This window comes from Methanobrevibacter smithii ATCC 35061, assembly GCF_000016525.1.
Classification (GTDB): Archaea; Methanobacteriota; Methanobacteria; order Methanobacteriales; family Methanobacteriaceae; genus Methanocatella; species Methanocatella smithii.
This window is the reverse complement of record NC_009515.1, coordinates 900,772-927,479: the sequence shown is the minus strand read 5'-3', so window position 1 is coordinate 927,479 and position 26,708 is coordinate 900,772. Positions and strand designations below refer to the sequence as shown.

General features: G+C 31.4%; 25 protein-coding genes. 7 read left to right on the top strand and 18 right to left on the bottom strand.

Going from position 1 to position 26,708, the window contains the following annotated elements; translation table 11 throughout:
- Positions 1-98: 98 nt before the first annotated feature.
- A complete protein-coding gene (locus MSM_RS04855) occupies positions 99-1,169 on the top strand; it encodes a metallophosphoesterase (RefSeq protein ID WP_011954206.1) in 1,071 nt (356 codons plus the stop codon).
- A 1-nt stretch (position 1,170) separates the two neighbouring features.
- Here the strand turns inward: MSM_RS04855 and MSM_RS04850 are convergent, their stop codons facing one another.
- From MSM_RS04850 to MSM_RS04805, 10 genes are all read right to left on the bottom strand, one after another.
- Positions 1,171-2,007: a TIM barrel protein gene (locus tag MSM_RS04850; RefSeq protein WP_004035733.1), complete on the bottom strand. Its 837-nt coding sequence runs from the start codon at positions 2,005-2,007 to the stop codon at positions 1,171-1,173.
- Positions 2,008-2,033: 26 nt separating this feature from the next.
- Positions 2,034-3,050: a phosphorylating glyceraldehyde-3-phosphate dehydrogenase gene (locus tag MSM_RS04845; protein WP_004032973.1), complete on the bottom strand. Its 1,017-nt coding sequence runs from the start codon at positions 3,048-3,050 to the stop codon at positions 2,034-2,036.
- Between the two features lie 136 nt (positions 3,051-3,186).
- On the bottom strand, positions 3,187-3,399 hold the full coding sequence (locus MSM_RS04840; RefSeq protein WP_004032974.1) for a heavy-metal-associated domain-containing protein: 213 nt from the start codon (positions 3,397-3,399) through the stop codon (positions 3,187-3,189).
- Positions 3,400-3,476: 77 nt separating this feature from the next.
- Positions 3,477-5,303 carry a heavy metal translocating P-type ATPase gene (locus MSM_RS04835; protein ID WP_011954205.1) on the bottom strand — a complete coding sequence of 609 codons (1,827 nt, stop codon included), beginning with the start codon at positions 5,301-5,303 and terminating at the stop codon, positions 3,477-3,479.
- A gap of 55 nt (positions 5,304-5,358) precedes the next feature.
- Entirely contained in the window at positions 5,359-5,631 is a 273-nt protein-coding gene (locus MSM_RS04830; RefSeq protein WP_048058620.1) for a metal-sensing transcriptional repressor, read from the bottom strand.
- Positions 5,632-5,761: 130 nt separating this feature from the next.
- Entirely contained in the window at positions 5,762-6,196 is a 435-nt protein-coding gene (locus MSM_RS04825) for a 1,4-beta-cellobiosidase (RefSeq protein WP_011954203.1), read from the bottom strand.
- Between the two features lie 38 nt (positions 6,197-6,234).
- Positions 6,235-8,097, bottom strand: a complete 1,863-nt coding sequence (locus tag MSM_RS04820; protein WP_011954202.1) for an Ig-like domain-containing protein — start codon at positions 8,095-8,097, stop codon at positions 6,235-6,237.
- Between the two features lie 438 nt (positions 8,098-8,535).
- Positions 8,536-9,636, bottom strand: a complete 1,101-nt coding sequence (locus MSM_RS04815; protein ID WP_004032979.1) for a DNA topoisomerase IV subunit A — start codon at positions 9,634-9,636, stop codon at positions 8,536-8,538.
- Between the two features lie 13 nt (positions 9,637-9,649).
- Positions 9,650-11,350 carry a DNA topoisomerase VI subunit B gene (top6B, locus tag MSM_RS04810; protein ID WP_004032980.1) on the bottom strand — a complete coding sequence of 567 codons (1,701 nt, stop codon included), beginning with the start codon at positions 11,348-11,350 and terminating at the stop codon, positions 9,650-9,652.
- 302 nt (positions 11,351-11,652) lie between these two features.
- Positions 11,653-12,273 (bottom strand): KH domain-containing protein, encoded by a 621-nt coding sequence (locus MSM_RS04805; protein WP_004035718.1) that lies wholly within the window; start codon positions 12,271-12,273, stop codon positions 11,653-11,655.
- A gap of 137 nt (positions 12,274-12,410) precedes the next feature.
- Here MSM_RS04805 and MSM_RS04800 point away from each other — a divergent pair, with 137 nt between their 5' ends.
- The gene (locus tag MSM_RS04800) at positions 12,411-13,310 is read left to right on the top strand and encodes a DMT family transporter (protein WP_011954200.1); all 900 of its coding nucleotides are present in this window, start codon (positions 12,411-12,413) and stop codon (positions 13,308-13,310) included.
- On the opposite strand, the gene MSM_RS04795 is transcribed toward MSM_RS04800, so the two are convergent.
- Positions 13,300-14,073 (bottom strand): serine protein kinase RIO, encoded by a 774-nt coding sequence (locus tag MSM_RS04795; RefSeq protein WP_011954199.1) that lies wholly within the window; start codon positions 14,071-14,073, stop codon positions 13,300-13,302. The genes MSM_RS04800 and MSM_RS04795 overlap by 11 nt on opposite strands.
- A gap of 38 nt (positions 14,074-14,111) precedes the next feature.
- The gene (eif1A, locus tag MSM_RS04790) at positions 14,112-14,456 is read right to left on the bottom strand and encodes a translation initiation factor eIF-1A (protein ID WP_011954198.1); all 345 of its coding nucleotides are present in this window, start codon (positions 14,454-14,456) and stop codon (positions 14,112-14,114) included.
- Positions 14,457-14,530: 74 nt separating this feature from the next.
- Between eif1A and MSM_RS04785 the strand changes: the two genes are divergently transcribed.
- From MSM_RS04785 to MSM_RS04775, 3 genes are read left to right on the top strand one after another with little or no spacing between them, the layout of a single operon-like run.
- Positions 14,531-15,760, top strand: coding sequence for a molybdenum cofactor synthesis domain-containing protein (locus tag MSM_RS04785; protein WP_004032985.1), 1,230 nt, complete (start codon positions 14,531-14,533; stop codon positions 15,758-15,760).
- A 28-nt stretch (positions 15,761-15,788) separates the two neighbouring features.
- A complete protein-coding gene (locus tag MSM_RS04780; RefSeq protein ID WP_011954197.1) occupies positions 15,789-16,250 on the top strand; it encodes a GyrI-like domain-containing protein in 462 nt (153 codons plus the stop codon).
- Positions 16,251-16,258: 8 nt separating this feature from the next.
- Positions 16,259-16,513, top strand: a complete 255-nt coding sequence (locus MSM_RS04775; protein WP_011954196.1) for a hypothetical protein — start codon at positions 16,259-16,261, stop codon at positions 16,511-16,513.
- Here the strand turns inward: MSM_RS04775 and MSM_RS04770 are convergent.
- From MSM_RS04770 to hypD, 3 genes are read right to left on the bottom strand one after another with little or no spacing between them, the layout of a single operon-like run.
- Positions 16,510-17,820, bottom strand: coding sequence for a TldD/PmbA family protein (locus tag MSM_RS04770; protein WP_004035710.1), 1,311 nt, complete (start codon positions 17,818-17,820; stop codon positions 16,510-16,512). The two genes, MSM_RS04775 and MSM_RS04770, sit on opposite strands and share 4 nt — an antisense overlap.
- An 11-nt stretch (positions 17,821-17,831) precedes the next feature.
- Positions 17,832-18,536 (bottom strand): phosphoglycolate phosphatase, encoded by a 705-nt coding sequence (locus MSM_RS04765; RefSeq protein WP_011954195.1) that lies wholly within the window; start codon positions 18,534-18,536, stop codon positions 17,832-17,834.
- Between the two features lies 1 nt (position 18,537).
- Positions 18,538-19,584 carry a hydrogenase formation protein HypD gene (hypD, locus tag MSM_RS04760; protein WP_011954194.1) on the bottom strand — a complete coding sequence of 349 codons (1,047 nt, stop codon included), beginning with the start codon at positions 19,582-19,584 and terminating at the stop codon, positions 18,538-18,540.
- 83 nt (positions 19,585-19,667) lie between these two features.
- Between hypD and MSM_RS04755 the strand changes: the two genes are divergently transcribed.
- Positions 19,668-21,335: a cytidylyltransferase domain-containing protein gene (locus MSM_RS04755; protein WP_004032991.1), complete on the top strand. Its 1,668-nt coding sequence runs from the start codon at positions 19,668-19,670 to the stop codon at positions 21,333-21,335.
- A gap of 56 nt (positions 21,336-21,391) precedes the next feature.
- Here MSM_RS04755 and MSM_RS04750 read toward each other — a convergent pair whose 3' ends face one another.
- From MSM_RS04750 to MSM_RS04740, 3 genes are all read right to left on the bottom strand, one after another.
- Positions 21,392-22,912, bottom strand: coding sequence for a nuclease-related domain-containing protein (locus tag MSM_RS04750; protein WP_011954193.1), 1,521 nt, complete (start codon positions 22,910-22,912; stop codon positions 21,392-21,394).
- A gap of 92 nt (positions 22,913-23,004) precedes the next feature.
- Positions 23,005-24,582: a glycosyltransferase family 39 protein gene (locus tag MSM_RS04745; protein WP_011954192.1), complete on the bottom strand. Its 1,578-nt coding sequence runs from the start codon at positions 24,580-24,582 to the stop codon at positions 23,005-23,007.
- Between the two features lie 26 nt (positions 24,583-24,608).
- On the bottom strand, positions 24,609-25,460 hold the full coding sequence (locus tag MSM_RS04740; protein WP_004032994.1) for a UbiA family prenyltransferase: 852 nt from the start codon (positions 25,458-25,460) through the stop codon (positions 24,609-24,611).
- A 94-nt stretch (positions 25,461-25,554) separates the two neighbouring features.
- Here MSM_RS04740 and MSM_RS04735 point away from each other — a divergent pair, with 94 nt between their 5' ends.
- Positions 25,555-26,649 (top strand): inositol-3-phosphate synthase, encoded by a 1,095-nt coding sequence (locus tag MSM_RS04735; RefSeq protein WP_011954191.1) that lies wholly within the window; start codon positions 25,555-25,557, stop codon positions 26,647-26,649.
- The last annotated feature ends 59 nt before the right edge of the window (positions 26,650-26,708 follow it).

Genomic DNA, 26,708 nt, shown 5'->3' with positions numbered 1-26,708 from the left:
TAAGAAAGTCATTATTTTTATTAATTTCGTTATAATCTGGCTAAAGATTTAAATAATTTTAAAATAAATCAACTAATTAGCTGTTTAGAGATGAAAAAATGAGTTTTAGAACAAAAAGAGTTTTTATAGCAACCCCATTTTACATGCTTTTTGAATTTTTCCTGTTGAAATATTTCTTTTTACTTTTTGGAGGAGTTAAGGATGTTTATTTGTTCATAGCTACTTTATTGTTAGGTGGCCTGCAATGCATTCCAATGATATTTGAAGAGAAAAAATCAACAGCTGCTGGAAGATTTTGCACTGAAATATTCGGGATTTGGCAGTGGGCAATGTTGATGATTTTAATAGATTTAATTGTTATTTATGCAATAAAACAGTTTATTGGCATTTCACTTTTTGCAGTATGTATTTTACTTGCTGTTGTGCCAATTTTGGGAGTTTACAGTTATTTTCATGCTCATAAATTAGTAGTTAAAGAGCATACTTTGAAATTTGATAATTTAAAAGAGGAAGTTAACATTGTCCATTTGTCAGATATACATTTTGGTGCTGTAAGACATAAAAAAATAATTAATCATGTAGCTGATAAGTTAAATGAATTGTCTGATAGGTGTGATATAGCTATTGTTTCAGGAGATTTGGCTGACGGGTCTTGTGTAGTTAAAGAAGATGATTTTCAGGCATTTAAAAAGGTAAATATGCCGATTGTATTTACACCTGGAAATCATGATTTCTATCCTGGAATTGAAAACGTTTGCAGGGCCGCTAAAAAAGCGGGAATGATTATTTTGGATGATGAAAAAATGGAATTCAATGGATTGAATATCTTCGGATTATCTTTTACTTTTGGAGATAAGGAAGATGTCTCTAATGAACAGTTAAAACAGGCTACTGATGAAGATGCAGTAAATATTATAAATTATCATGTTCCTTATGGCTGGGATTTGTTTACTCGCTTAGGTTATAATCTTCAGCTATCGGGCCATACTCACGGAGGGCAATTTTATCCGATGAGGTGGTTTTGCAAATTGATGTTCAAATATAATATGGGAATTTTTGAAAAAAATGGCAGTTATCTGTCAGTTACTACTGGAGTAGGTTCAATGGATACTCCAATGAGGTGGAGGACTGATTCTGAATTAGTTATATTAAAATTAAGAAAAAAATAGTTTAAATCATAGATTCATAAAGCTCTTTCATCTTTAGAGCATCTTCATCTCTTAGGGGAGTTTCACAAATAATATTTGCTCTCCAGCCATTGTCTATGAGATTTGCAAGCAAATCCTTAATGTCAGGTCCATATTCATTACTTTCAGCAAGTGTATGGTGTTTTACTTCACCGCCGTTACCGTATTCAATTGTTGTAAAATGGCAATGAAGGATATCAATATCTAGGTTATCTTCCAGCTGTGAAAAAATACAGTTATAGTCTTCTTTTTTATTTAAAAACCCTCTGCCTCGTGCATGAACATGGGCGAAATCAACTGTTGGTTCAAAATGATCAAAACTTGCACATAATTCGATAATTTCTGAAACATTTCCCTGCTGTGAACGTTTACCTGTAGTTTCTGGCGCAAAGGTAAATTCTTCAATACCTTCAGCTTCCAGCTCTTCAAATAATTGGTTAATAGTGTTTTTGGAAATTTCCATAGCTTTTCCCGGTTTTCTATTTGAATAAAAACCTGGATGGAACACTAATCTGTATGCACCCATCCATTCTCCTGCACGTGCTGTTGCAATTAAATGGTTGAGGCTTTTTTTAATTTTTTCCTCTTCTTTAGAACATAAATTTATGTAATATGGACCGTGCATTGAAATTAGAATGTCATGTTTTTCAGATTCTTCTTTTAAAATTTTAGCTGATTTTTCACCAATCCTTACTCCGTAAGGTGACTGATATTCATAAGAATCAAGACCTTCTTCTTTAATATATTTCGGTGCCTTGTAGGCTGCTCCTTTATAATTGACAGGACTTCCTGCAGGTCCAAACATTACTTTATGTTTCATTTTATCAAAAAAGTGTTGGTGGGAAATTATAAGATTCCCATTGCTTTGTTGGTTTTAGCTATTGATTTTTCATTGTCTGATTCCATTTCAAGTAATGCACGAATTGCATCAATGTTTTCTGGAACAACATCTGATTCCTGGTGAACAGCCTGCATGTAGTATAATTCGTTACCTACAACATTTATTGATTCTCTCCAAACTGGAATTTCGTATAAATCATTTCTGTTTCTTCCAAGTTCTTTAGCATATTCCATAAGCTCTGCAGTTGAACCTAAACCTTCACTAGCATCCACAACAAGAACTCTGGAACGTTTTTCTAATGCATCAATAATTTCTTGGGTTTCCACTTCGTTATTAATTTCAACCATTATGTTGTGTTGGTGCATAAGAGTTGTAGGAACAAGCAATGCCATTGTTGTCACGTCAATACCTTCCATAACAGTTTTTACATCAGGTCCGTGGTGAGAAGGTACTTTTGGAGGGTTTGGTACAATAGAGTTGATAGGTCCTTTTTTAACTTCTGAAGGATCTGATCCTCTTCTAACCATTACTGCTCTAACCTTTTTAATATCTGCAATTGGGTCAATAGTACTTAATGTACGTGTAAGTCCGGTAGTGTTACATGAAACAACTCTTGTGTAATCTTTACCATATGAGTCATCATAGTTTGAAATAGCATTAAATGAAAGGCCAGTTAATTCGTGGTCTTCTCCACCTTGATAAATTGCTTTAACTCCGGCTTTTTTATACATTTCCAAGTTTTGCGGACCGATAGTTCCTGGAGTACAGTCTACAACAACATCCGCTTCCTGAATCATGTCTTCTACAGTTCCAGCTATTTCAATTCCTGCTTCTTTAAACTGGTCTGCTCTTTCTGGAATTCCAATGTATAAATCATAACCTTTTTCTTCAACTGCAGTTCTTGATTCGTAATTAGGTCTAGTTTTACTTACACCAATTACTTTCATATCATCTTGAGCAGCTACTGCATCTGCTACTCTTTTTCCTATGGTTCCATATCCGTTTATAGCTACAGATTTCATTTTAATCCCTAATTTTAATATTAAATTTTTAAAAAAATTTGTTATATGGATTAAAATTTGTAAGTTAAATTATATAAAATTTGATATTTTAAAATTAGTAAAAAAGAATAATAAAAAAGATTCAAAGGCAGATAATTTATTCTACCTTAAATCCAGCTTCTTTGACTGCTTCAGCTAAATCAGAATCAGATACTTTGTCTGAATCAAATGTAACTTTTGCAGTGTTGCTTTCCAAATCAGCTTTAGCATCTTCTACCCCGTCTAAATCTTTTATAGAAAGTTCAACAGCAGCCACACAAGATGGACAATGCATTCCAACAACGTTAATGGTTTTTTCTTCAGTTGCCATAATTTTATTCTCCTTTATTGTTTATGATTATTTATTTGGCTAGAAATCCTATATAAACTTTAGTTATACCAAAATATCTATTTGTATTTTAATAAAGAGGATGCATAAATAATTACAATAACTGAACCTATATTGTGGACAAATGCTCCTTCAATTGGATTTAACAGGCCGAATATGGCTAAAATTGTTGCGATTAGATTTAAAATCAATGCAAATGCAATGCCGACATTGATAGTCTTTAAAGTCTTTCTTGATAATTTAAATAAATGGGGCAAATCGCGGATGTTGTCATGAATTAAAGTAATATTTGATGCTTCAATTGAAATATCGCTGCCAATACTGCCCATTGAAATTCCTACATTGGCCTTTTTAAGTGAAGGTGCATCATTTAATCCATCTCCAATCATAGCTACTTTCTTGTCATTTAATTGTAATTCTTTAATGTAATTACTTTTATCTTCAGGTAAACAATCATATTTATAATTGTCAATTCCAGCTTTTGCAGCAATATTTCTGGTGGTATTTTTATTGTCTCCACTCATAAGTATTGGAGTAACATTCATGGCTTTTAAATTAAGAATAACATCAACTGCATTTTTTCTTAAAAAATCAGACAGCAGTACTGCTCCAATTAATTGGTTATTTTTACAAAGATATACTGCAGTTGTTTCATCATCTAATTCAGTTTCATATGTTTTATTTAGAATTTTCCTATTTCCTGCGATTAGCTCATCATTTCTGATTTTTCCTTTAACTCCGGTTCCGGGAATAATTTCAAAGTCATTTACCTCTTTCAATGTTTTATTTTCATGATTTTTATAATATTTTACAATTGATTTAGCTAAGGGATGTTCTGATTTATTTTCAAGAGATGCAAGAATGTGTATTATTTCTTTTTTGGAGTATTTATCATTACATGAAATTATTTCACTTACTTCAGGTTCTCCACATGTTAAAGTTCCGGTTTTATCTAAAATTAAGTCATTCACTTTAGCCAGTTCTTCAAGAGACTCCCCATCCTTAACAAGAATTCCTTTTTTGCTTAGATTTCCGATAGCTGCCATAATTGCAGTGGGTGTAGCTAGGACTAATGCACATGGGCAGAATACTACAAGTACTGTAACTGATCTTAAAATTTCATGAGTTACAATCCATGTTCCGATAGAACAAACAAATGCAACTGCTACAATCCATGTTGCCCATTTGTCGGCTGCTTTTACGATTTTTGCATTTTCAGGTTTTGATGATTCAATTAATTTTATTAATTGGTTTACAGAACTGTTTTCTCCATTTTTAGTTGCTTTAATGATTATTGAACCGTATAAATTTATTGTACCACTGAATACTTCATCACCTGTACTTTTATCAACAGGCAGAGATTCTCCAGTTAAAGCTGCCGGGTTAATAGATGAATTGCCGTCAATGATTATTCCGTCTCCGGGAATTATTTCTCCCGGCAAAACTTTTATAATGTCATTTGTTTTAATGTCTTTGGCATTTATCTTTTTTTCAGTATTATTGTCTTTTATTAATGTTGCAGTTGTTGGAGTAATGTTGATTAGATTTTTAATTTCATTTTGAGTTTTGCTTACTGTATATTCTTCTAAAAACCCGCCAATAGTCATTATTAAAGCAATAACTCCTGCAGCAAATAATTCTCCAATTATTGTTGAGGATATAATGGCTATTGAAACAAGCAAATCTGCTTTTATGTCTTTTTCGTGTATCAGTGCTTCTATTGCTTCTTTAATTATTGGCAGTCCGCACAATATGATTGCTATCCCTGATAAATCAAAGAATAATAAGTTTGGTTTTATAAATCTGATTATCAGTGTGATAGCTGAAATAAACATTAGTGTTATTTCTATTAATTCCTCTTTTCTTAACCAATTTTTAATATTCATTAAATCACCTTGATATAGGTATACCCCTATAGGTATAAAATTATTTTAAAAAAAATTAAATTCTAGAATAATATTCTAAAATTGTAGATACATCAGCCAATGCTTCATCAGTGTCTCCTTTTTCCATACTTTCTTTAATACAATGTTCAAGATGTCCCTCGACAATTATATGCCCTACTTTGTGCAGTGCTGATTTTGATGCATTTATTTGCATTAAAATATTTTCACAAGGAACATCTTCGTCGATCATGCGGTCAATTGCATTTAGCTGACCTATTATTTTTTTTAATCTTCTGTGGAGGTTTTCAGAATCCATACATTTTTTCAAAATAACACAACCTATACCTAGTAGGGTATATGATTATTTGTAGTATATAAATATTTTGAGTTGATGAAACTGCAAAAAGAAATTTAAGTTTGTAAATTAATTATAAAAAAAGAAAAAATGATGTAAACATTTAGCTTACATCTATAATACCTGATCCATCACCGGATCCACTGCCTGATCCGGAATCTCCGCCGGATGAGCTTCCTCCGGATGATCCGCCACTATGGTCGGAACCTCCACTTGAAGACCCTCCGCTATGGCTTGATCCTCCAGTATGACTTGATCCGCCTGAATGGCTGGAACTTCCACTTGAAGAGCTTCCTCCGGAACTGGAACCAGATGAACTGGAACCTGAATCAGAAGCTGATGAGCTTCCTCCGGAACTGGAACCTGAATCTGAACTTGGATTGGATAAAGTACTATTATTTGTCAAATTAATTGAAGAATTATTTCCATCTTTTGTTGCATTATCTGAGTCAGTATTCATGTTTGTTGCATAAAATACTAAACCTACGAGAATAATACAGACAATAATAATTGCAATTATAATATTATTTTTCTGCAAATTATCTCTCCATTTTTAGTTTATTATCAAATTCCCATTTATGATATATAATCAAATATGGTATCGACTGATTCAATCAATAAATCAACATACGGTACAGTTACATTATTATAATCTTCGTATTTATATGTTTCATAAAGTATGGTAGGTGTACCTGACCTTTGTATAGGAAGAGTTACATATGCCGGGCTTGTTTGTGAAGCCGGGAAGTATTCCTGTAAACCTGGATTATCATTGATTATTTTGGTAGCTATAGCTTTGGATACATTATCCTGTGCAGGAGCAAAAACAAAGTTAGTAATGACATATGCTCCTCCCTGATTGGAGTGTACATCAACTACAAGAGAATAATTGTTTTTTATAGCTTCAGGAACTACATAATCACGTCCTAAAAGCTGCCCTCTCATCCTGTTAATGTCATCAATAGGTTTGCCGATTGGAACTACATTTATTTTATAAATATCATAACAGTAATTTAATTCGCTGGATTTATTGGTTAATTCATCAAATAATGCTTTGTGAACAGCATTTTCGGTTATATGAACACCAATAATATAAGCTATTCTTACATTTGAACTGGTATTACCAATTGATTTGTATAAATGGACAGTACCATTTTCATTTGAACCTAAATTATATCTTTTAAATCCTGTTTCATTGTTATAAATCTCTAAAGTTTTTCCTACAGAGTAACCATTGTAAGTTGTTGTAATGGTATAAACTCCTGGATATGCTTTAATATTAATAGAAGCAATACCTTTTTCATCAGTAATTTTGGTTAAAACTTTACCTGCAATAAGGAATGTTACAGAAGCATTACTGAGAGGTCTGCCTTGTCCGTCTAAAACTTCTGCATTAAAAGTTGCAGTACCTGTTTTATTACATGGCTGACTAATATCATATGTGATTAAAGTTTTATTTACAAAAATATTAACTCCCATTTGGAATCCGTCAGGGTGCATGGAAGTTATAATATAATTTCCAGGATAAAGGTTAATATTTAACTTAGCAGTTCCGTTTTCATTGGTATAGCTGGTGTAGAAAACACCGTTTACATTAAAGTGAACTTCAGTATTGTTAGCTATTGGTTTTCCTTGTCCATTTAAGAAAGTAGCATAAAATTGAGATTCATTTTTATAATACTTAACCAAATCCTTTGAAATAATTGTAGGTAAAACAGTAATATTATATCCTTTTTTTTCACCTTTAGGGTGTATAATTGTAATGATATAATGTTCTGGATAAAGTTTGATGTTTAACTTGGCAGTACCGTTTTCATTGGTATATCTGGTGTAGAATACACCGTTTACATTGAATTGGACTGCTGTGTTGTTAGCTATTGGATTTCCTTTTTCGTCTAATAAAGTAGCATAAAACTGAGATTCATTTTTATAATACTTGACTAAATCATTTGATTTAATAACAGATAAAACTGTAACTTTAGCATTTTTAAATGCGGAATTATAAATGTCTGAACCGTTATATGCTACTGTGAAATTATAAACATTCGGATCTAAATTGATATTCATTCCAAATGTACCATTGCCATCAGTAATTTTATTATAGCTTACGCCATTAATGGTAATACTAACAGTTTGGTTAATTATTGGGTTGCTATTGTTATCTAATAATTTTCCGGTTAATTTAGTACCATTTTTATAATACATTTCAAAGTTGTTTATATCAATACTAACATTGGATTTAACATCAGTGTTATTTGGTTGGATAATATTATTATCATCAACTTCTAAATCAGTGTTAATAACGTTATTATCATATGCTTCCATACTTTGATGTAAATCAGTAGTATTTTCATTTGCACTTACAGCAGAAATTCCTGCTACCAATATAAAAACTGATATTAGGATTATCAACTGTTTTTTAAATATTAAATTTTTCATATGACAACACGATAATCATTTTGTACTTCATTATATAAACTTTTTAGGAAAAATAACACTATTTCAGTTTATTTTTGATGTAATGTGCTTCTGAAATTCATCACTTTTTTATATTTTATTTTAAGGGTTAATATTCTCTGGTTTCATCTAAAACATATTATTGTTTTTTCAATAAAAAAATAAAAAATAACGGTAGATAAAACAAAAAGGATGTGAAATGATAAACTTTCGATGAAACTTTAAAATGATAGTTAAATAAATGTTTTATAAAGTTACTGAGGTTATTGGCTTTCCAAAAATTGAAATGGAGTAATATTTAATGAAATCTATTAAATGAATAATAATTTTTAAAAATAGTGGTTATGTTATGAAATTATTAAAATAAAAAAATAAGAAAAAAGCAAATTAAAAAATTTGCTTGAATTTTAAGGAATAAATTTATTCCATAGCCTCTAATTTTTCCGGGAAATATGTATCTACTACATATTCAAGACCATATTTTGAGAAGGATTGCTGTTCTGCTTTTTTACCAATCTTAAGCATTTTTTTAATTTCGGTTTGCCAGAAATCACTTTTATACCTTGGGTCTTTAGCTAACTCTTTTAATCTCATGACGTCGACGTCTTTAAGATTATCTGTTGGCAAATCATAATTGATAATATCACTAGCTGTTACTCCCATAAATTTTGCATCAGGGGTAGCTAAATCATGATTAACGTGAGCTAGTTTTGCACTGCCAGAAATAATTACCTGTGCAATATGGAATCCCCAAGGGTCTCCGTCGTTACAGATATAAACTGGTAAATGTAACTCTTCATTTACTCTTTTAATAAATCTTCTTGTAGCACGAGCTGCCTGTCCTTTAAGTCCTACAATTAAAGTATTAAATCTGTCATATGCTTTTTCCTGAACCATCCTGTGGAACATCCCCATGGTTTCTACAGCAATAACTCTGTCTACATTACAGTCTAGGAAATCTACTTGGTCAATTGTTGGTGAAATAGTATACCCTGATTTTCCAGCTTTTAAAGCATTAATTTCAACATCACCATCTTTTAAGGTTAAATCACCATATACTGAGGCACCATCTTCCTCTGGCATTAATCCTAAATCTTCCCTTGTTGTTCCTAAGGTTACTTCTAAATCTTCTCCAACAATGTTTGATTCCTGTTGTGTTTTAAAACTGATTCCCCAACCTTCGGAAACATAATACATTTCCCTGATTGTTGCTGTTTTTTCCCTTTGAACCAAATCTTTACAGAAATTAGCTACATAAACCATTTGTCCTAATTTTCTGATTTGTTTTACATTACCAAGAGATCTTCTACCGTATCTGTCTCCTAAAACATAATATCTTTTTGCTTCATCATAAACAATATTTGAAGTACCACGTGAAGGAACTTTTACAGAAGGAACTTTTTGTTTTTCGATTTCTTCAATAATTTCCTGACCTAATCCTTTTAACTTGTTGAAGGTATATTCTTTTCTTAGTTCTTTATGTGATTTACCTTCTGGGTTTTGTTTTATTTCATCAGACATTTAAATCACCTGTTTATTCTTCTTTTTCATATTCTGGAATGTCTTCTTCAATGTTTTTAAGATTACTGTGGTCGTCATCAACAGCATATCCAAATTCATCAAGTTCTTCCATAATCAATGCTTCTTCTTCTACTTCTTCTTCCTCTTCTTCAACTTTTTCACCAAGTAATTCAGCAAGAGCTCTTTTAGTTACTTTAGCTAAAACCTGATTATATTCAGGTACTGCAGTTTCTCCTAATTTTGCAGCTTCTTCAATAATAACTGGAAGGTAGTCTTCAAATACTTTTGAACGCATTGCTTTTTCTTTTGCAGCTTTTTTAGCTCTTAAGTGTTTTTGAAGTTTACGGGCTAAAGTCATAGTAGCTTGCCTTATTTCATGAACAATTTCAGGTTCTGGAGATACACTTTGTTTTCCTGTAGAAAGGTAAGGGACCTGTGTTGAAATAATATTTACAAATAAAGTAACTGGGGAATTGTCGAAGTCTTTAATTCCATAACGTTTCCAATCAATACTTTTCAGTGCTTCTGTAATTGCACAGCTTCCTTGGTCAAAGGTTAATGGAACTCTATTTGCAAACCTCATAATCTCTGATTTTCTTTGTTCATTTACAACTCTTCCTGAATCTCCACCATAAGCGATTCCTGCTTCAATAATGAAAGAAACACCTCCTCCGTAAGTTACAGGTTTTCTTGTAAGTGTGGCTATGAATTCAGGTTTGAGAATTTGTTTCATACCTTTTTCAATTTGTTCTGATCCGATAGGTATGAGTCCGTTACTTGGAGGCGCCATGAATTTCATTTTTTTGAAGCAGTTTACGATAGCTTCTGCTTCCGCCCAGGTCATATCTTTTGGACGTTTATTCATATCAATACCGGTTAGTTCCTCAATTTCGTTTACTCTCTTATTGGACATTCTGGAAAGTGAACTGGTTAACATACTTTTGTATCTTCTTTTATCAGTATGTTTGGCCATAAAGAGGATATCATCTGCACTAACTCCTTTTGGATGTGGTAAAACTTCTTTTGGAAGTATCGGAACAATATTTGCAGCTCTTTTGAATATGTATTTGTGTCCTGTCGGGTCTCTAAATGTAATTTTTGCATGAGGGTTTCCAATCATGGTTCTTCTGATGTATTCAAAAGCACCCTGTTCTGCCATAGAGTAAGAAACATCTTTGAATTGTAATTCTATACAAACTCCAGTATGTTCTGCAGGGAAATCTTCTCTTTCCATTAACATACCTTTATTTTTCTTAACATCCATTTTAAATTTCATTTTAACTCCTTTGAGGTCATCTCCCTCTTGATAACAGGAGATTACACGGGCAGGTTCACCAGTAGTCATTTGTGATAAAAGCACACAACCACTACAACCTAAACCTTGTTGCCCTCTTGATTGGATGTTTCTGAACTTGGACCCTGCAAACATACTACAGTATACCTGCATTACAAAGTCTTCAGGAATTCCCGGACCGTTATCTGAATGTCTGAGAATGTAATGTTCTTTGTCAATTCTTTTTAATTCAATATTGATTTCTGGAAGGATACCTGCTTCTTCAGCTGCATCAAAACTGTTTGTAATCAATTCGTGAAAAACAATTGTTAATGAGCGGATTTTACCAGTGAATCCTAACATTTGCTTGTTTTTTCTAAAGAACTCTGATGGTGTCAATTGTTGGAAATTGTCAAAGAGTTCATTTGCTTGTTGAGACAAATTTTTCCTCCTCAAAATTTTATAATTTATTTATGAATCTATTTTTTATTTAAATCAAGTCAGAGAGCATTTTAAAAGTAATATTTTTAGAGTACTCTATCTGTTTTGACTAAGTTATAGATAAAAAAGTAATAAATTTATTGTAGAAAACATGATATTTTCATTACACTATCTATATATGCTAAGTAAAGTATATAATATTTTGCTATTTATTTTGGAATTTTTGACTTCAAAGCAAAATATTGCGCTGCTTTAAAAAATATTGTAAAAAAAGTTTAAGTAACATTTTTTTTCAAATGTTACTATTTCATCATTTCTTCATCAAATTCGATTCCGTCTTTAAATTCGATTTCATCGTCCTTGATTCCAACAAGATCTTTAAATTCTTTAAGTTTTAATTCATCTTTTTTACGTTCTAAAAAAGAATAAACTGATTTGTGTCTTGATCCTTTTAGAATCATTTCAATAGCTTCTTTAGCTATCATGATATTATCCATTTCACCGATTAATGAAACAGTTTTTCCGTATATGGCCATTTGTACTTCAGCCATATCCATAATTATTTCACGTGTTTTTCCATTTTGCCCAATTATTCTCCCTTTGTATCTAGAAAGTGCATTTTTAGATTTTCCAATATATAATGGCAATTTTATGACTTCTAAATAAATATCATCATCAACTAATTTAAGAGCAACTTCAGGATTAAATCCACGAGCTACTGCTTTTACAATGTGATTTGCATTCCATACGCCAAGTGGGTCGCTCATGTTTTCTTGTGGGGTGATGTAAACAGTTCCGTCTTCACTATCAATATCTAAGATTGTTTCAGTAGCCTTTTCAATTGATTTTTTTACATCTCCTTTGTTTCCAATTAGTGCCCCAATTCTATTTTGAGGTATTTTTAAATAATCTGTTTCTGGCATACTTATCACCTTTTATAAGTAATATAAATTATTTGTATTGTTTTATTTAATAATTTCTAAAATTTTTTATGGAACATACTTTTTAATAGAAGTTTTGATAAAAATTATCGGTGTACGAAAAATTAAGGAAAAGTATTATGAAAAATATTTATTTTTTATTGCCTGCTTTAGCAGGAATAATGTTTGGATCAAGTGGGATTTTTGTCAGAACTTTAACTGAAAATGGGATTGATCCAACAACATTGCTGTTTTTAAGATTTTCAATAGCTGCTGTGGTAATGTTTGTTTGCGTGTTGCTGACTGACAAATCATTATTTAAAATCAAAAAAGAGTATTTGCCTTATTTTATCATTGCAGCCATTAGTATTGTAGGATTAAATCTTTGTTATAATGAGGCTATGAATTCAATTCATTTGTCTCTTGCAGCAGTATTGCTGGGTACCTCTCCGATATTTGTTATAATCGGCGCTTATTTTACATTAGGTGAAAAAATAACTGTTAAAAAAATAGGGTCGATGTTTTTGGCAATTGTAGGATGTATTTTGGCTAGTGGATTTTTAGAAAGCAGTATAGGTTCAATTTCATTAATCGGTGTTTTAGGCGGTGTTGGAGCTGCAATATTTTGTGCGGTTTATACATTAGATTCAACAAAAGTAATCAATAAGGGATGTCATACTTACTGTATTTTATTTTATTCTTTAATATTGATTGTAATTTTATTGCTCCCTTTTACAAATTTTGGACAGATAAATCATTATGTTAATGTTAATCAGCTTTCAAATGTGTTGTTTTTAATATTGCATTCATTTATTTCATTTGCTTTGCCATATATTTGTTTAACAACAGCTTTAAATTATGTGGAATCAGGGGTGGCATCAATATTATTGTCTGGATGTGAACCTATTGCAGCATTAATATTTGGTATTATTTGTTACTTTGAAATTCCAACAGTTTTAATGCTTTGCGGTTTGGTGATTGTTATTGTTGCATTGGTGATTTTATGCAAACCGTCTAAAAAAGAAGAAGTTAAAGTTTGAAGTCTACATATTCGTATACTTCATCATAACTTGTTTTTACACCTAATTTTTTATATTCATTCACTAATGTTTTAATATCCCTTTGGAGCAATTCGTGAGATATAGGATTGTCTAAAACGACAGACTGTGAAACATCAATAATAACTGGTTCTTCATTTTGATTAAGAATGTTATAATTGGATAAATCTCCATGAACCAATTTTCCTTCATGCACGAACTTTTTCAGTTGCACTAAAAGCTTATTGAAAAATTCTTCAGGATTTTTTGGAGGCTGATTTCTAACGGGCTGTGCAGGATTTCCTTTTTCATCTCCAATAAATTCAATTATCAAAACATTATTTGCACTGATGTAAGGCTCAGGAACATTAACTCCTGCATTATACAATCTTTTAAGGTTTTTAAATTCTTTACTTACCCAGGCATAAATCAGTTGTCTTTTATTTTTAGTTTTAACATTAAATCTTGGGTCGCCATGGACATAATAATCCATTTTTTTAAAATCAGAAGTAGCTATTCTGTAAATTTTAACAGCTACATAAGTTTCATCTTTAGTTATTCCCTTTAAAACATTAGCTTCTTTTCCGGTACTTATAGCACCATTTAAAATATCAATATAATCCTGTTTAGCTAATTTATATAGGGTTTCTAAAGTTATTTTGTCGAAGACTTCGCTTCCGACTTTTCTATCTTCACTACCTTTTCGCCTTTTACGTTCTCGTATTTTTTGGACTTTTGCATCGGCTTTATTGATTTTTGAATCCATTAAAATCAGTTAAAATAATAAGAGGGTAAAAAGGGTATTTACATTTTTAAATAGCCTTTTCTTTCAAGCCAGTTAGATTCAGTTTTGGTATATCTCCAGATTACATCCGCTTTTTCATCTGATTGGAAATCCCATGGTTTTACAAGAATGATGTCTCCTTCACGAATCCAAATACGTTTTTTCATTTTTCCAGGGATTCTGGTCATTCTAATATTTCCATCAGCACATCTAACTTTTAATTTACCATGACCCATGATTTGTTCCACGGCTCCTGGAATTTCCCCTTTTTTAGGTGTTCTTACTCTTCTAAATTCTTGCTGGTCATTGTTATTATTTGGTTTTGACAAGTACTCTCCTCCATCAATATAGTTTATATTTTCCATTTGGTTGATGATAAATTAAACTATTTATATATTACTTTTATTAATATATTAATGTATTCATTAAAGGGGATAATATGGGAACTGAATTTTTAAAAATTAAAGAATCCGAAGATGCTTTAGAAATTATTCAAAACTTATTTGATAAATATTACACTCTTCAAAGTGAAGAGATTGCTGTTGAAGATGCATACGGCAGAGTACTTTCTGGTGATGTGTACAGTAGGATGGATTTTCCTCCATTTGATAAAGCTTTAAAAGATGGTTTTGCAATTCTTTCACAGGACAGTTTTGGAGCTAGTGAAGAGTCTCCAAAGACTTTGGAAGTTATTGATTTTTTAGAGGCAGGTTCAACAACGGATAAGATTGTTGAAGAAGGCAAATGTGTTGAAATAAGTACTGGTGCAGCTATGCCTGAAGGGGCAGATGCAGTTGTAATGGTTGAATACTGTGAAAAAATGGATTCTGCAGTTAATATCTTGACTACTGTTACTCCTACTCAGGATGTAGCTAAAAAAGGTTCTGATACTGAAGAATCCAAATTAATTTTAAAGAAAGGTGATGTTTTAACTCCTGGTAAAATTGGTGTTTTACTTTCTCAGGGATTTGAAACAATTGAAGTTTATAAAAAACCTACTGTTGGGGTCATATCAACCGGAAATGAAATTACTCTTCAGGGCAATGAATTGCCGTACGGTAAAATTTATGATGTCAATGGAAACATGATTAAAAATGATGCAATATCCTGTGGAGCTGATGCTAAGTTTTTAGGAACTGTTAAGGATAATTATGATCAACTTAAAGCTAAAATTCAGGAATCTTTAGATGATGTGGATATTTTAATCGGATCTGGAGGAACTTCTGCAGGTCTGGGAGATGTAATGAAACATGTTTTGGATGAACTGGGTCAGGTTTATATTCATGGAATTTCTGTCCAGCCTGGAAAACCTACTATTGTGGGTATTGTAGATGGTAAAATTGTTATTGGATTGCCTGGAAATCCGGTATCTGCTTTAATGATATTTAATGCATTTGTAGCTCCTCCTTTAACAAAATTGGCAGGTATTGACAAAAATTTCGAAAAAAGTGTAGTTAAAGGTAAACTAACCAGAAGAATACATTCTCCAGTGGGTAGGATGCAGTATCAGTTAGTAAAAGTTGACGGTGAAGATATCCAACCGATATTTAAAGACTCTGGAGCTATATTTTCTTTATCTACTGCTGACGGTTATGTTAAAGTTCCAAAATCTGTTGAACTTCTTGATGAAGGAGAAGAAGTTGAGGTATATTTATTTAACATAAATTAAAAATATTAAATAAAAAAAGGTGAATCAAATGCAAATTCAAGATAAAATTATTCCTGATCAAAAAATAGCTGTTATTAATTATAAAGGTCCAATTTCTGATTTGGAAGTATTGCTTTCCAAATTAATGGATTGGGTTGAAACAGAAGAAATTAAAACAATTGGGGAACCTTTTATAATATATTACTCTCCAAGACATAGTGTAAATCAAGGGGATGCAGTATTTGATGTAGGTATAGCTATTGAAGGTAATGCACAAGCAAAAGATATTATTAAAACTGCGGATTTATTTGAACATGGCGTTTTAAGTGGAATTCATGAAGGTTCTATTGATAATATTTTAGATAGCTATGATACAATGGTTAAAGTAGCTCAAGAAAACAATTATGATATTATTGGTTCACCTACTGAAGTTTTAGTAAAAAATATTCACAATGCAGACAGCGAAGAAGAATATATTACTGAAATAAGATTGCCAATCATTAAAATGTAGGTCATAGCATGGCTAAAAAGAATGAAGAAATAGACATTGATGAAGAGATTAAAAGAATTTCCCGTAAAACTAATGTTGATTTCCTTAAATCTGAAAGAACATTTGATAATAGGATTAAAAATTTAGAAAAAGAAATTGAAAAAGCTTCTCAAACTCAAATTAAAGACTTTGACAAAAGTAAAGAGTTAGTGGGCAAATATTTATCAACAGATTTTTCTTCATCCACTATTGATAATTACAGACGAAAATTAAAAAAAATTTAATGTTGTCCAACAACTCTTAAGTTGTGGACTAAGATTTTTGGAAGGATAAACGGTCCGTATTGTTTAATTTCGGATTTGACTCCTTCACATTTTTTCATTATTTCAAATATATTTCCTGAAATCATTGCTTTATTTATAGGATAGCTAATCTCACCATTTTCTATTTTAAAAGCATTACTTGCTTCTACTGAAAAATCACCTGAAATAGGATTTGCAGTATGTGCTCCTAAAACGCTGGTAGTTAAAACTCCTTCAGATATTTCATCTGTCCCGATTTTTTCATCAAAATCAAGAATTATATTTGACGGACTGACTGACGGTGTAGATAAGTATGAGTTTCTGTAACCGTTTCCAGTACTTGTTGTATTTCCTTTATTTGCAGTGTAAATATCATACATGAATGATTTTAACACACCATTTTCTACAAGCTTGGTTTTCTTAGATACAGTTCCTTCACCGTCACACTTTGTAGAATACATTCCTTTTTCTAAAGTGGCATCATTTGTTATTGATAGGTTTGGACTTACAATTTCGCTGTTCATTTTGTCATGAAGAATTGATCTTTGTCTTTGAACATTTTCTCCGTTAAATGCTTCTAAAAAAGTGGATAAAAGACCGGTAGCAGCATAATAATCAAGAACTACATCGTAATCTTTAGTTTCAATAGCCTTTGTATCAACAGAATCCATAGCTAATTTACAAACATCTTCGGCTAATTTATCACCATCCAAATCATAAAATCTTGAAGAAATGGAATCATATGCTGTAGCTACATTTTCTTTTGCTTCAATATTTACAGATAATCCAGCACCAAATCCAGTACTTTTATTGGCAATTGAAACTCCATTTGAATTTAAGATAAGTGATTCACCGCGGCTTGCTGAAAATCCTGCTGAAGTTACATCACATTGGGTTTCATTAGCTTTTGTTATGATGTTATTTAAAAAATCAATGGATTCATCCAAATCCAAGTTTTCAAATTTTTTATCATAGAGTTTGTCAATGTCATTTACTTTTTCTTTTTGTGAAAATGCATAATTTTCATCAGGATTATTTAATTTAGTATTTTCCAGGGCCTGAAGTGCAGTTTGATTAATTTTATCCATATCTGAAGTAAATGCAAATCCCATTTTATTATCTTTCAGTACCCTAATTCCAATTCCTTGGGTAATTTCTTCTTTTGCAAAATTCAATTCATCGTTTTTAGAATCAAGTTCTATTGTTTTTCCAGAACTGATGTATACCTCGTAATCATCACAGATTTTTTTAACTTCCTTTTCACATTTTTCAGCCATTTCATATATCATTTTATCAGCTCTTATAATACAAATTTTTCAATAGCTTCCTTTACGCCGTCACCATAGTTATTTTTGCAAACATAGTCACTATTTTTTTTCAGAAAATCTTCAGCATTTCCAACAGCCACCTTCATTCCGGCTTCTTTCAGGAATGCTTCATCATTTTCGCTGTCTCCCATAGCCATTACATTTTCCATGTCGATGCCGTTTTCATTACAAAGATACTTTAATGAACTTCCTTTATTTACTCTTTTGTCTGTGACATGTAGGGCAAATCCACTATCGTATAATTCTATTTTATCTAGGTATTCAAAGCCTTTCAATCCCTCTTCCAGCTCTTTTTTAGTTATGGTTTTGTAAAATACACTTTCAGTCAACCTGTACATGTTGTCATTTGAAATGTTTTTATCAAACTTTGAACCTAATCTTTCTTTTAAGTGTTTATCAGCAGCATTTACATAAGTTCTGTCAACTACTGTTTTTATCTGGTTGTTATTGTAATTTTCTTTAAATATTACTCCTCCGTTTTCTCCCACTACTCCTCCGCTAGCTCCGAGGAGTACTAATGTTGCATAGGCATAAGTTACAATATTTCCAGTTACAATAATTGTAGGGACTCCTGCATCTTCTGCTTTTCGTATAGCTTCCATAGCTGAGTAACAAAGTCTTCTTTTATTATCAGTTATTGTTCCATCAATATCTACAGCTATTGCATCTATATTCATTTTAATCCCTTGAATATCTGTGGGCTATATTACAGGTTCCTTCTTTACTGACCATACATGCTCCGATTGGATGTAGGGGGTTACAGGATTTTCTAAATAATTTGCAGTCTTCAGGTCTGGCCAATCCTCTTAAAATAGGTCCGCAAATACAGCCTTTAGGAGCTTCTTTAACATCTTTTACTTCAATGTCATATTTGGCTCTTGCATTGTACTGGCTGAATTCATCTTTAATTTCTAGAATGGAATTAGGTATTTTCGGAAATCCTCTCCATTCTCTGCTACCTACATCAAATACTTGATCGATAACTTTTTGAGCTATTATATTTCCTTCGTCTCTAACTGCTCTGTTGTATTCGTTATCTATTTTAGGTGTATCATCACGTATTTGTCTTAAAATCATATAAACAGACATTAAAATGTCTAAAGGATTAAATCCGGCAACTGCCTGAGGTATACCATAGTCTGTTGAAAGATATTCAAAAGGCTTGGTTCCTATGATTGTACAGACATGTCCAGGTTCAATTAATGCATTAAGATTGGTTTCCCCAGAATTTATTAAATAATCGATAGCTGGGGGGATTAATCTATGACAGGATAAGACTGAGAAATTTTCAGGAGGTTCTGCCAAAATTTCTGCAGCAGTTGTTGGTGCTGTGGTTTCAAATCCTGCAGCCATAAATACAACGTCATTATCCTCTTTTTCAGCTATTTCAATAGCTTTATTAATTCCATACACTACTCTTACATCTCCACCTTCTGCTTTTGCTTCTGCAAGTGAACGTTCAGAACCAGGAACTCTCAACATATCTCCAAAAGTAGTCACTGTCACTCCCCTGTCGACTAATTCTAGACATTCGTCAATTTCACGGGAAGGTACAACACATACCGGACAGCCGGGTCCTGCAATGATTTCTACTTCTGGTGGAAGTAAAGACCTTATTCCATTTTCCATAATTGCGTGTTCATGTGAACCACAAACATGCATTATTTTTACTGGAGTAGCTATTTCATTTATTTTGTCTAACAACTCTTTTGTCATATTTTTCATTCATTAACACCTAAAAGATTTAATATTAGTATTATTATATTATTTAGTAACGTTTAAATAAATTTTGTAATTTAGGGATTTATATGTTTGAAAATAATAAGATATTGGTGGTGATTCCTGCTAGAGGTTATTCAAAAAACATTCCTCGTAAAAATTTACGTTTACTTGGTGAAAAACCTCTTATTTATTACTCAATAGATATAGCTAAATCGTCAAAATATGTTGATGATGTAGTGGTGTCTACTGAGGATTCTGAAATTGCATCGATTGTTGAAAAGTATGGTACTAGTGTTGTGAAGCGTCCTGTAGAATTAGCTACTGATGAAACATTATTGGATACTGTTATTTATGATGCAATGTTACAAAAAGAAAAACAGGCTTTTGACGAATATGATATTGTAATTACAATTCAACCTTCTTCTCCGTTACTAAAAACTGAAACATTAGATAAAGCTATTGAAAAATTCGCTGATTTTAATATTGATAGTGTAATTTCTGTTGTTGATGATAAGAATCTGAGGTGGGGATTCGATGATGAAAATGGAAGGTATTTTCCATTTTATTCTGAAAGATTATATAGGGATTTGCTTCCTAAAACTTTTAAAGAAACCGGAGGTATATTAGCTACTCGCCGTAATTTTGTAACTGAAACATCTCGTTTAGGTTTGAATATAGACCTGATTGAGATTTCTCGTGAAGAAAGTGTTGAAATAAATACTTATGAAGACTGGTGGATTGCAAATAATTATCTTAATAAAATAAAAATAGCTTTTGTTGTTGATGCTTATGACCAGATTGGAACAGGTCATATGTACCGCTGTTTGTCAATGGCATCAAAACTTGTATTCCATGACGTAGTATTCTTTATTAATAGAACCCATCAGTTGGGAATTGACATTATTGAAGGGTATAATTACAAATATCAAACATATGGAGGTAAATCTGAGTTGCTTGGTTTATTTGAACAGTTTGATCCGAAGATTATTATTAATGATGTGGGTAATACTTCTTATGAGTATATGGTCGATTTGACAAATAAGGGTTATTATATAATTAATTTTGAAGATTTTGGAAGCGGTTCAGATCTTGCGGATCTGGTATTTGATTCATTATATGAACATGAAGGTGATGAAAAATTCTTTGTGGGGCATGAATATTACATTTTAAAAGATGAATTTTATTTGCATCAGCCAAAAATAATTACAAATGATGTTAAAACTGTTTTGATTGATTTTGCTCCAAATGATACACTTAACTTGTCTCAAAAAGTTTTGGATGCTCTTTTAGCTAGTGGGTTTTCTGGCAGAATCAATGTTATTTTAGGTTCAGGACATGAAAATTTTGAAGAATTGTCAGCTAAATATGAGCTTATGCAAAATGTTCAGTTTTATACAACAGTAAATTCTATCAGTGACTTCATGATTTCTGCAGATGTTATTTTCACTTCTGGGGGAAGAATCATGTATCAGGTCTGTTCTTTAGGTGTTCCATGTATTGTTATATGTAAGGATGAAAGAGAAGAGAAAAATCTATTTGGAAGTCCTGAACACGGATTTGTAAATATGGGTCTTGGATCTTATTTGACTCAGGAAGACATTATAGAACAGTTTAATATTGTGGCTAATGATTTTGAACTTAGACAGGCAATGAATAACAAAATGTTGGAAATTGATTTAAAACATGGTTTTGAAGAATGTTGGAGTGTTGTTAAGTCTAAGTATAGGGAATTTAATTTGGATAATGCTAAATAAATTCTTTACAATTCTTTTTTTTAAAAAACAGTATTTAATTTAAAAAATAAAAAAAGTTAAAATTCTGAAGAACAGTCTGCAGAATATTTGTTAAGTAAAACTGCACATTTGTCTATTGTTTCAGAATTTAATTTGGTAGGGCCGTATTCAATTTTATACAGCAGTTCTTCCATAAATAAATCTTCATCAGTTAATGGAGTGTTTATTACAACAACTTCATGATTTATGAAACCAACTAAAGGCTCAACAAAACAATGCCTTATATTGTTTTCATTAAGGAAATTAATCAGGTTTTCACCTAATATTAATGATTTTTGTTTTATTTTATTGTCCTGTGAGAATTTTGCCTGTTTAGTTGTATACTTAAAACGTCTGCCGTAATGGGAGTTAATTTCTTCTATTTTGTCATCATTTTCAATAGAATCAATTAAATTTAAATTTTCATTTTCTGATTCTAATTTATTTTTTGCTTTGTATTTTTGTGAAATAAGTGCATAAATTCCTGAAGGTCCTATAACTACATGGTTTATACCTGTAGATGATGCAGGTATTTTTACATTGTAGAAAACATAATACTCCTCTGGAAGAGTTAATAAATGTTCTCTGATAATTCTAGTTCTTGTTTCTGTTTCTTTGGTGTCTCTAGTTTTATATATTCCGTAACATAATACTAATACACCAATTAACAAGGTAAATATACCAAATCCGCTATCAATAGTTAATATTTCTACAATACTTAAAACGAAGATTATAGCTCCAATTGCAATAATGATGTTGTTTGTGTTACTATAATTCTTAATTTCGTTTATTTGAGTGTTTTCATCATTTACAGATGTGATGTTAGTGCTTGGTTCCTTTATTGCTAATTTGTCACCTATTTTTTCTAAAAACTTATGTGATTTTTCAGTTTCCGGAATGTCTGCATAATATGATTCCATTCCTTTGAAAAATTCATCTTTTAGATATTTTTTCAAAACATTATAATCATTTGATTTAGGTATGGAAAATTCTTTTCCAAACTTGGACAGTACTGCTTGTGGAATTGTAGTTCTTGCAGTTCTTGGAGCAGGTTGATGTTCCAATTGTTTTTCCAGTTCTTCATCTGCAATTTTTTGCATATGATCTTCTGAGAAAAAATTTTCTATTCTATGTGTAACAGAATGTATAGGTGTTATTGTATTCTTTTCAGTAGATGTATATTCATCAGCGCTGTCGGTTTCTTCATAAACTGTTTCAGGAGCTTCATTTTTTCTCTCTTCAAGATATCGGTCTACTTCTTGGTTCATATTTTCGTCTAAATATCTTAAAGGTCCGCCACAACTATCACATTCATAATCAAGTATGTTATCATTTTTATTTAGTTTATATTTTAATCCACATTCGCTACATTGGACGATATATGAATCATCATACTTTTGTGAAGTTATAATTGTAGATTTTGAGGAATTGTCGTCATCAGAATAATTTTCAACAACTTCTAAATCTCCTGAGCATGAAGAACACTCGAATGCACTTATGTCATCATCATCATCGAGTTGGTATTTAGCACCACAGTTCTTACAGCATACAACTTTCATATTACCCTCTTTAGTTTGCCTTATTTTATGTGTTAATTTTTATAACTGTTTTATTATATATGTTTCTAATATTTCACATTTTGTAGTGGATATTACTTATTTTTTTCATATAAATATAGGTTATCTATGTTTTTTATTTGAGTATAATTAGTTAAATTGCTTAGTTCTTTGTTGGAAATGTAATACGTTACATTGGATTGATCTATGTATGTAGTATTGCCTGTTGGAATTCCTTCAACGTCTGTTTGTAAATACCAGCTGTAAGGTCTTAAATTATAAACTCCAATTGATTGATTTTCATAATCAGGGTTATTTTGGATTATGTAATTAGATATTTCTTCGGGAGCTTTGAAATTTGGAATGTCTTCGTAAGTTGATGTAAATGTGAATCCTTGAATTACAAACATTATAATTAAAATCAGTGGAATTATATTTTTGTTGATTTTAATTTTTTCATGAATCAATTCGATACTTAGCATAATGAAGTATATGATTGGAGGAATTGCTGGAATAATATATCTGTTAACTCGGATATTGAAATAAGTAAAAAATATGTAAAATGACAGTATCCAGCCTAACATTGCAAGGTATTCTTTATGTTGGGAGTCTTTACCAATTAAATAAAGGCCGATAAATGTAATTATTATTGTAACAATGGAACTGACCTGGGTAAATATTGCAACAGATATTAAAAATGCAATTGCTGCTCCAATACTTTCTTTATTGCGTTTGATTCTTATTTTCATTGCTCCAAGAACAGTTCCAACAGCTAATAGTCCAAGACTTATCCATGAAAGTACTGTTGAATTTTCAAGTAGTGGGGTAGCATTTACAAAGGTTGTTTTTGAAGCAGAAATGAATTCTGGGAAATTGGTAAAGTAATATTTCATATCTGGATTGTATGCTTGATTTACAGTCATTCCGCGTTTTCCTTCTACTCTTATTGCAGTTTCATGAATTAACGGTAATTCAAAATTACTCATTACAGTTAATATGATTAAAACAATGGCAAAAATACCTATAGAGTACAGGATTCCTTTAATGATGTATGGTTTGTCTTCAGGAGTTATTTTAAATCCTTTTTCATAAACATAGTATAATATTAAAACCGGTAGAATTAGTCCTGCTGTGTATCTTGTAAATAAACAGATTACAAAAAGAGGCATAGCTATTGCATAATATTTTGGATTTAATTTAATAGCCATATATGAGATAAGAACACACCATATGGTTACAGCCACCGCAGGTATATCCAAAGTTCCATTAGCTAACCATGCTAAATTAAGTGCAAAAGTAGCATACATTATAGTTCCAGTTAAACTCAATACTTCATCAAATCTGGTTCTAAGCAAAATATAAAATCCGATATTTCCAAGTATTGCGAATACACCAGTAACTAAATAAATAGAAAGTTCGCTTTTAAATCCCAAATCAAATAATAATGAAGTTATAAATGAGATTAAAGGATATAAATAAATCGTTGATGTTGAGTTTATATTGGCTCCGGAGTAATACAGTGCATTTAACAAGTAAACAAAAACATCAGAACAGTATATTCCGATTGATTCTGTAAACTGGATGTAATAAGCAACTAATAATGAACTGATTATAAGGACGACTAATATAAACTTAGCATCATTACTTTTTAAATTTAAATCATTAAAAATCATTAAATAATTTTTTTATAATTTATTTTTTAAAAAGTTATTGTAAATGTTCCAATAGCAAATGCAATAAATGCAATTAGCATTCCGGTTTTTAAGTATTTTGAAACTTTATTTGCTGTTTTTGAATCCTGATTTCTAAGTAATACAGCTCCATAAAGGAATATTAACACAGCTATACTTACAACAATCAGATAATTGATGTTAAAAATATGATAAATATAGAGCAGAGGACATAATGCACAATCGATGATTATTAGGCTAATTGCAATAATTGCAGATATTTTTGGACCGTATAATATTGGAAATGTTTTGGCTCCTTCTGCCATGTCCCCTTCCATATCTTCAATATCTTTTGTTATTTCACGGGCAGTAGTCATTATCAGTGCGAAAAATGCAAGCAAATATGATTCATAAATTATCAATCCTTCATTAAAGGTGTATCCTGCAAATATAAAGCATAATCCTGTCATGAATCCGACAGTTAAATTACCTATTAGTGGTGTGGATTTTAATTTATATGCATAGAGGTAAAGTATAATGTCTGAAAAGATTACTATTGTGCAGGGAATCCATGTGTCTACCAAACAGGATATTAAAAACCCAACAATTGCCGCAAGAATAAATAAAAGATATGCATAGTTTTTTGCATTGTCAAGTGAAATTCTTCCTGAAGGGATGGGTCTTTGAGGTTTGTTGATTAAATCTATTTTATAGTCAAAATAATCGTTAATTACATTTCCAGCACTCATAGCAAAAAATACAGCTAACATGGCTAATATTATGGGAATATCAACACTTTTTGCAAGAATAGCTACTAAAATAACTGCTATTATTGCCATTATTACATTTCCTGGGCGGATTATTTCAACATATGGATTCATAATTTTTCCTCTTTAATAAATACTTTTATAAACTATATTAAGGTAAAATAACTATATTAATATTTATGGTTAATTAAAATAGGCTGGTGTTATTGTGAATAAAATTAAAATAGCAATTGTGGGAATGGGGAATTGTGCAAGTTCCCTTATTCAAGGAATACATTATTATGATGGAAAAAATCCTGATGATGCAATAGGATTGATGCATTGGGATATCGGAGGATATTCACCTTCAGATATTGATGTTGTTGCAGCTTTTGATATTGATGCTAGAAAAGTAGGTAAGAGCATTGATGAAGCTATTTTTGCAAAACCAAATTGTACAACTATTTTTCAAGAAGAAATCCCAAAATATGATGTTTGCGTAAGTATGGGGCATGTTTTGGATGGTGTTGCACCACATATGTCTAATTATGACGATGATTACACTTTTGTTGTTAGTGATGAAGAACCAGTTGATGTTGTTGAAGTTTTAAAGAAAAGCGGTGCTGAAATTTTAGTGAATTATTTGCCAGTTGGATCTGAAAAGGCAGCAAGGTTCTATGCACAATGTGCTCTTGATGCGGGAATTGCTTATGTGAATTGTATGCCTGTTTTTATTGTAAGTGATAGTGAGTGGGATGCTAAATTCAGACAAAAAGGAATTCCTATTGTTGGGGATGATATTAAGGCACAAATTGGAGCTACAATAACTCACAGAACATTAGCTAATTTATTTAAAGATAGAGGAGTTAAGCTGGACAGGACTTATCAGATTAACACAGGCGGAAACACTGACTTTTTAAACATGCTTAACAGGGACAGATTAGACTCTAAAAAAGAATCTAAAACTGAAGCTGTCCAGGCTGTTGTAGCTGAAAGAATGGATGACAGGGATATTCATATTGGGCCTAGTGATTATGTTCCATGGCAGGATGATAACAAGTTATGTTTCCTTAGGATGGAAGGTCGTACTTTTGGTGATGTTCCAATGAATATTGAACTTAGATTAAGTGTTGAAGACTCTCCAAACTCTGCAGGATGTGTTATTGATGCTGTTAGATGCTGTAAGCTTGGTTTAGAAAGGGGTATTGGCGGTCAGTTAACTTCAATTTCTTCTTATGTAATGAAACATCCTCCAGTCCAAGTTACTGATGATGAAGCTTATGAAAATGTTGAAAAATTTATTTCTGGCGATTTGGAAAGATAATTTTTCATTTTCTTTTTTTTATATTTTTAAACAAACATATTAATACTAGTTAAAATAAT

What these genes read in the sequence shown, in the direction of transcription:
- MSM_RS04795 (WP_011954199.1), bottom strand. Translation starts at nt 14,073, where the DNA reads ATGGATTCAAAAATCAATAAAGCCGATGCAAAAGTCCAAAAAATACGA.
- MSM_RS04815 (WP_004032979.1), bottom strand. Translation starts at nt 9,636, where the DNA reads ATGTCTGATGAAATAAAACAAAACCCAGAAGGTAAATCACATAAAGAA.
- MSM_RS04775 (WP_011954196.1), top strand. Translation starts at nt 16,259, where the DNA reads ATGGCTAAAAAGAATGAAGAAATAGACATTGATGAAGAGATTAAAAGA.
- MSM_RS04740 (WP_004032994.1), bottom strand. Translation starts at nt 25,460, where the DNA reads ATGAATCCATATGTTGAAATAATCCGCCCAGGAAATGTAATAATGGCA.
- MSM_RS04785 (WP_004032985.1), top strand. Translation starts at nt 14,531, where the DNA reads ATGGGAACTGAATTTTTAAAAATTAAAGAATCCGAAGATGCTTTAGAA.
- MSM_RS04855 (WP_011954206.1), top strand. Translation starts at nt 99, where the DNA reads ATGAGTTTTAGAACAAAAAGAGTTTTTATAGCAACCCCATTTTACATG.
- MSM_RS04770 (WP_004035710.1), bottom strand. Translation starts at nt 17,820, where the DNA reads ATGATATATGAAATGGCTGAAAAATGTGAAAAGGAAGTTAAAAAAATC.
- hypD (WP_011954194.1), bottom strand. Translation starts at nt 19,584, where the DNA reads ATGAAAAATATGACAAAAGAGTTGTTAGACAAAATAAATGAAATAGCT.
- MSM_RS04840 (WP_004032974.1), bottom strand. Translation starts at nt 3,399, where the DNA reads ATGGCAACTGAAGAAAAAACCATTAACGTTGTTGGAATGCATTGTCCA.
- MSM_RS04805 (WP_004035718.1), bottom strand. Translation starts at nt 12,273, where the DNA reads ATGCCAGAAACAGATTATTTAAAAATACCTCAAAATAGAATTGGGGCA.
- MSM_RS04750 (WP_011954193.1), bottom strand. Translation starts at nt 22,912, where the DNA reads ATGAAAGTTGTATGCTGTAAGAACTGTGGTGCTAAATACCAACTCGAT.
- MSM_RS04845 (WP_004032973.1), bottom strand. Translation starts at nt 3,050, where the DNA reads ATGAAATCTGTAGCTATAAACGGATATGGAACCATAGGAAAAAGAGTA.
- eif1A (WP_011954198.1), bottom strand. Translation starts at nt 14,456, where the DNA reads ATGGAAAATATAAACTATATTGATGGAGGAGAGTACTTGTCAAAACCA.
- MSM_RS04780 (WP_011954197.1), top strand. Translation starts at nt 15,789, where the DNA reads ATGCAAATTCAAGATAAAATTATTCCTGATCAAAAAATAGCTGTTATT.
- MSM_RS04850 (WP_004035733.1), bottom strand. Translation starts at nt 2,007, where the DNA reads ATGAAACATAAAGTAATGTTTGGACCTGCAGGAAGTCCTGTCAATTAT.
- MSM_RS04800 (WP_011954200.1), top strand. Translation starts at nt 12,411, where the DNA reads ATGAAAAATATTTATTTTTTATTGCCTGCTTTAGCAGGAATAATGTTT.
- MSM_RS04835 (WP_011954205.1), bottom strand. Translation starts at nt 5,303, where the DNA reads ATGAATATTAAAAATTGGTTAAGAAAAGAGGAATTAATAGAAATAACA.
- MSM_RS04765 (WP_011954195.1), bottom strand. Translation starts at nt 18,536, where the DNA reads ATGAATATAGATGCAATAGCTGTAGATATTGATGGAACAATAACTGAT.
- MSM_RS04820 (WP_011954202.1), bottom strand. Translation starts at nt 8,097, where the DNA reads ATGAAAAATTTAATATTTAAAAAACAGTTGATAATCCTAATATCAGTT.
- MSM_RS04755 (WP_004032991.1), top strand. Translation starts at nt 19,668, where the DNA reads ATGTTTGAAAATAATAAGATATTGGTGGTGATTCCTGCTAGAGGTTAT.
- MSM_RS04745 (WP_011954192.1), bottom strand. Translation starts at nt 24,582, where the DNA reads ATGATTTTTAATGATTTAAATTTAAAAAGTAATGATGCTAAGTTTATA.